Origin of the sequence: Desnuesiella massiliensis, from assembly GCF_001403615.1 — a bacterium.
Classification (GTDB): Bacteria; Bacillota; Clostridia; order Clostridiales; family Clostridiaceae; genus Desnuesiella; species Desnuesiella massiliensis.
On sequence record NZ_LN879448.1, the window covers coordinates 1 to 5,271 of the forward strand.

General features: G+C 32.5%; 4 protein-coding genes. 3 read left to right on the forward strand and 1 reads right to left on the reverse strand.

The window, feature by feature from the left end; translation table 11 throughout:
- Positions 1-523 precede the first annotated feature (523 nt).
- Positions 524-2,401 carry a glycoside hydrolase family 10-like protein gene (locus tag BN2665_RS00060; protein WP_055665090.1) on the forward strand — a complete coding sequence of 626 codons (1,878 nt, stop codon included), beginning with the start codon at positions 524-526 and terminating at the stop codon, positions 2,399-2,401.
- Between the two features lie 62 nt (positions 2,402-2,463).
- On the opposite strand, the gene BN2665_RS00065 is transcribed toward BN2665_RS00060, so the two are convergent.
- Positions 2,464-2,895 carry a hypothetical protein gene (locus BN2665_RS00065; protein WP_055665091.1) on the reverse strand — a complete coding sequence of 144 codons (432 nt, stop codon included), beginning with the start codon at positions 2,893-2,895 and terminating at the stop codon, positions 2,464-2,466.
- Between the two features lie 132 nt (positions 2,896-3,027).
- Here BN2665_RS00065 and BN2665_RS00070 point away from each other — a divergent pair, with 132 nt between their 5' ends.
- Both BN2665_RS00070 and BN2665_RS00075 read left to right on the forward strand, forming a co-directional pair.
- On the forward strand, positions 3,028-3,753 hold the full coding sequence (locus tag BN2665_RS00070) for an NAD-dependent protein deacylase (RefSeq protein ID WP_055665092.1): 726 nt from the start codon (positions 3,028-3,030) through the stop codon (positions 3,751-3,753).
- The gene (locus BN2665_RS00075; protein ID WP_207643664.1) at positions 3,740-4,696 is read left to right on the forward strand and encodes an alpha/beta hydrolase; all 957 of its coding nucleotides are present in this window, start codon (positions 3,740-3,742) and stop codon (positions 4,694-4,696) included. Before BN2665_RS00070 ends, BN2665_RS00075 begins: the two co-directional genes overlap by 14 nt.
- Positions 4,697-5,271 lie beyond the last annotated feature (575 nt).

Here is a 5,271-nt window from a genome sequence, read left to right on the forward strand (position 1 = left end):
AATAATAAAGAAGTGTTATATATAAGTGAAGTGGTACTTTCTTGAAAAAGAGTACCACTTTATTTTTTAGCTGAAGTCTGATATAAGCGAGCTGCCGCCACCGCTGGCACAGCGGTTTAGTCCTTTAGAAGTTTTATACACTGACAAAAAATTTAACTACTATTATTTTTAACAAAACTATAAGGTATCCCCAAAAGACAGCCAGTGAATCTACTAGTCTATTTTGTATTTTGTACTAGTTATTTTTTACCATGGCTAAGAACAGAAATTTTGATATCAACTTTTAAGAAATTTAAAATCATTACAAATTACTGCAGCAAACAACAATAAATTTCATGAAGAAATTTTATTGCAAAACATAATTGTATATTGAAAATTTATTTGATAACATGTATAATATTTCCAAGAATAATTTACATACGTTTACATAAAGTGAAAGTTATTACAAAGAAAATAAATTGTTTAATAATAAGCAATTTATATATTTTTACGGTCCATAATATTAAAATAAGGGGGATTTTTTATGAAAGGAAAAGTATTGTTAAAGGTTTTATCTTTAGCTATGGCATCAGCAGTTGTTCTATCAACTGTTGCATTGCCCACTCAAAGGGTGCAGGCTGAAGAAGAGATGGTGCCATTATTTAAGTATCAAACTGAAACTCCAATCAAATTGCATGACAAGCAAATTCAAGTGTCGAAGGATCCTATTTATGAAAAAAGACAGTTCAGAAGTGCTTGGGTATCTACAGTATCAAACCTAGACTTTCCATCAAAGCCAGGTTTAACTCAGGAAGAGTTTAAAGCAGAGTTTTATAAGGTTTTAGAAGACTTTGAAGCATTAAATTTAAATGCTGTAACTTTACAAGTAAGACCTATGAATGATGCTTTTTACAAATCAGATTTAAATCCTTGGTCTGCATTTCTAACTGGAGAGCAAGGTAAAGATCCAGGTTGGGATCCGCTTAAATGGATGATTGAAGAGTCACATAAAAGAAATATGGAGTTCCATGCATGGTTTAACCCATACAGAGTAGCTCAAGCATTTCAATGGGACAAGCCAACTGAAGAGGTAATGAAAGAAGAACTAGGGAAGTTAGCTGATAATAATTTTGCTAAACAACATCCTGAATATCTAATCAGATTTGACAATAAGTTAATATTAGATCCATCAGTGCCAGAGGTTCAAAAATTTATTAAGGATACTGTATTAGAAGTAGTTAAAAATTATGATGTAGATGCTATACATTTTGACGATTATTTCTATCCTTATAAGGTTACAAGAAAAGATCCAGCTACTCAACAGAATGTAACCTATATTTTCGGTGACAGAGGGGAAGATAAAGCTAGTTTTGAAAAGTACGGAAAAGGCTTTACAGATATAAAGGCTTGGAGAAGAAATAATATAGATACCATGATTAAAAGTGTAGCTGATGCTATAAAGAAAGAAAAGCCCTATGTTAAATTTGGTATAAGCCCCTTTGGAATCTGGGGACATTATGATACTCATCCAGCAGGTAGTGCAGAGGGGGAAGGTTCTCATACTCCAATTAGTTCCTCTGCAAGCTATGATGATATATATGCAGATACAAGAAAGTGGGCAAAAGAGGGTTGGATTGATTATATAACTCCTCAAATATACTGGTCTTTTGCTCAAACAGCTGCGCCTTATGGAGAATTAGCAGATTGGTGGGCAAATGCAGTTAAGGGGACAAACTGTCAATTATATATAGGACATGCAAATTACAAGCACACAGATAATTCAAGCTGGGATAAGGATTGGCAAAATCCAGAGGAAATAGGAAATCAGTTAAAGTTTAACGCTCAATACAAAGAGATAAAGGGAAGTTCCTTCTTTAGTTTAAAGCATCTAAGATTAAATAAATTTGGAGTTACAGATATAATTAAGAACCAATATTTTAATGTTAAAGCTCTAGTTCCAACTATGCCATGGTTAGATAATACCGCGCCTAAGGCTGTTGTCAGTGTAACTGCTAAAGCTAAGAATAAAGGAGTGGAATTAACTTGGAAGGATAGCGCAGATAATGATGCTGCTTATTATGTAGTTTATAGATTTGAAGGAGACAAATTAAGCGATATAGAAAATCCTAAGAATATAGTTACTACTATAAGAAGAAACGGAGCACAAGTAGGATTAAAATATTTAGATGATAAGGCAGATGGAACTAAGACATATACTTATGCTGTAACTGCTGTAGATAGATTACACAATGAAAGTAAAGCTGTAAATGCAGTATATAAGACAGCAGAACAAAAACCTTCAGAAGATAAAAATGTTCTACCAGAGACAGGTAGTCCTATAGATTTTGAAATGATGATTACTGCAGGAACTATGATTACTGCCTTAGGAACATCAATGTTCGTATATAATAAAAGAAAATAAGAAAAAAGCGACGGAAGTCGCTTTTTTCAATGCACAGTCATTTTGAACTGTGCATTAACTTCCTAACCATTGCTATTTTCTATAGCCGCAGTAGAAGTATTAAACAATATTTCTGAATCTTTTATCCAACCCTTAGAATTTGTAGAAGATTTAATGGGAATACTTATTTCATACCAAGTAGAATTTAATACATCTCCCTTAAATAATACATTTACGCTAGTGGGTCTTTCTATTTTTAATATTATAGGACTATCGTCTAAAGGAGCGATGTAAATTTTACAATTTTCCTTTGTTACCCCTTGAGTATAGGTAGGATTGCTATATCTTATGGAAATGGAGCCATAAGTTCTAGAACCTTTAGGAATGTTTTGTTTCAATACTTCATTTTGCTTAGATAGAACCAATATTTGTTTTCTTTGATTGTCTAATTTTTGAGCAAGGTACAGATAGCCGCCAGCGGCCCCTAAAATCATAACAAATATTATAACAAACAATATATCAACTCCTGGTACTTATTATAATAAATTATATTAAGTTTCAAGGGCAATATGCTATAATTAAAGTAAAAATAGTCATTTTAAGTGAAAATACCTTAATTATGAATATTTACAAAAGGGGATGGTAGAATGGTAGAAATAGATATTCTTAAGAAAATAATTAATAATAGCAATGATATTGTATTTTTCGGAGGAGCTGGAGTTTCCACAGAAAGTAATATACCTGATTTTAGGTCGGAGGGAGGCCTTTATAAAGCTAAGAATCAAAAGAATTACTCCCCTGAGGAAATGCTTAGTCATAGCTTTTTTATGGAGCATAAAGAGGATTTTTATAGCTTTTATAAAGAAAAAATGATTTTTCCATGGGCTGAACCGAATCAGGCTCATATAGCCTTAGCACAGCTAGAGCAGGATAATAAATTGAAAGCAATAATTACTCAAAATATTGATGGGTTACACCAGAAGGCAGGTAGCAAAAAGGTTATAGAGCTTCATGGCTCAATACATAGGAATTATTGTATGAAATGTGGAGAAAAATATGATTTAGAATATATATTAAGTAGTAATATAGTACCTATATGCAAAAAATGTAGCGGTACCGTTAGGCCTGACGTGGTTTTATATGAAGAGGGATTAGATACGGATGTAATAAGTAAAGCCATAGATTATATATCAAAAGCTGAGGTTTTAATAGTGGGAGGCACATCATTAGTAGTATATCCTGCAGCAGGTCTCATAAGATATTTTAATGGAAAGCATCTAGTACTAATAAATAAATCCTCTACTCCCTATGATTCCCAAGCTAATTTAGTTATAAAAGAGAGCATTGGGAAAGTTTTCGGTGAAATTTATTAGAGAAAGAAGTGAATTTATGAGAACAAATAAATTTAAGATTAGGATGAGGGATGGGCAAGAGTTACATATATATAAGTGGGAACCGGAAGATGCCATTGAAATAAAAGGTATAATACAATTAGTTCATGGTTCCTGCGAACATTCTGCTAGGTATGCGGATTTTGCTAATTTCATTACAGAAAAGGGATATGTAGTTTACTCAAATGATCATAGAGGTCATGGGTTATCTGCTAATAGCTCAGAGGACTTTGGATTTTTTGGAGAAAATAATGGATGGCAGGCCATGGTTGAGGATTTAAATGAACTAACAAAATTAATAAGAAAAGATTATGCAGAGGAAAAGATAACATTACTAGGCCATAGTATGGGGTCCTTCTTAGCTAGGCACTATGCAATTGAATACGGAAGTTCAATAAATGGATTAATTGCCACAGGCACAGCCCATAATCCTAGGATGCTTTTGCAACTAGGCAAATCTTTAGCGGAAAGGGAGATAAAAAATAGGGGGCCAAAACATAGAAGCAATTTTTTAAATAAGCTTTCCTATGAATCCTTTAATAATAAATTTAGACCTATAAGAACGAAGCAAGATTGGCTTACCAGAGATGAAAAGATTGTAGATAAGTTTATAGAAGATGAATTTTGTGGCTTTGTATTTACCACCAGCGGTTTTAGAGATATGTTTAATGGACTCCTATATATAACTGATATAAGAAATATAGTAAAAACACCTAAAAACCTCCCAATACTTTTGCTATCAGGAAAAGATGATCCTGTAGGTGCTAATGGCAGGATGGTTAATAAAGCTTTTAATCATTATAAAAGAGCTGGTGTAGAAAATGTAAATATGAAGCTTTATGACGGAATGAGACACGAGATTCTAAATGAACTAGGCAAGGAAGAGGTTTATAATGATATTTTAAACTGGATAGAAGGAATATAAAAGTTGCGAAGCAACTTTTATATTTATATTAAATATTCAAAATATATTTGCATATATTACAAACTAAACCTGGTGTATCGGTAAAAGAAAAACTTAGAAACATGATGAATTTTGAAGTAAAAGATGAATAAACACTTATAATAGGGAAATACTAAGGAATGCGCATTATAAACTATGATAATATATAGAAGTCGCCTGAAGCAAGCGACAGGAAAACAAAGCATTTAAGAGATTCAAAATCAATAAGTAAAAAGATTAAAAAATCTAAAAAATTTATTGACAAGAAAATACTTAAATGATACAATGAATTACGCTGTTGGAAAGCAGCATGGTCTTTGAAAATTAAACAGAGGAAAATAAACATGAAACCAGCAATTTCTTTATGAGAAATCATAAGACTAAAGTAAATTGCGAAGTTAGTGCAAAACAGTACTAGGAAGCTAGGAGCGAGGAGCAGAGTGTATTTGATATACATGAGCACCGCAGCGACGACGCTGACGACGTAATGTGAAGCAATAACGTAGCAAAATGAGCAATCAAACTTAAATTTTAAATTGAGAGTTTGATCCTGGCTC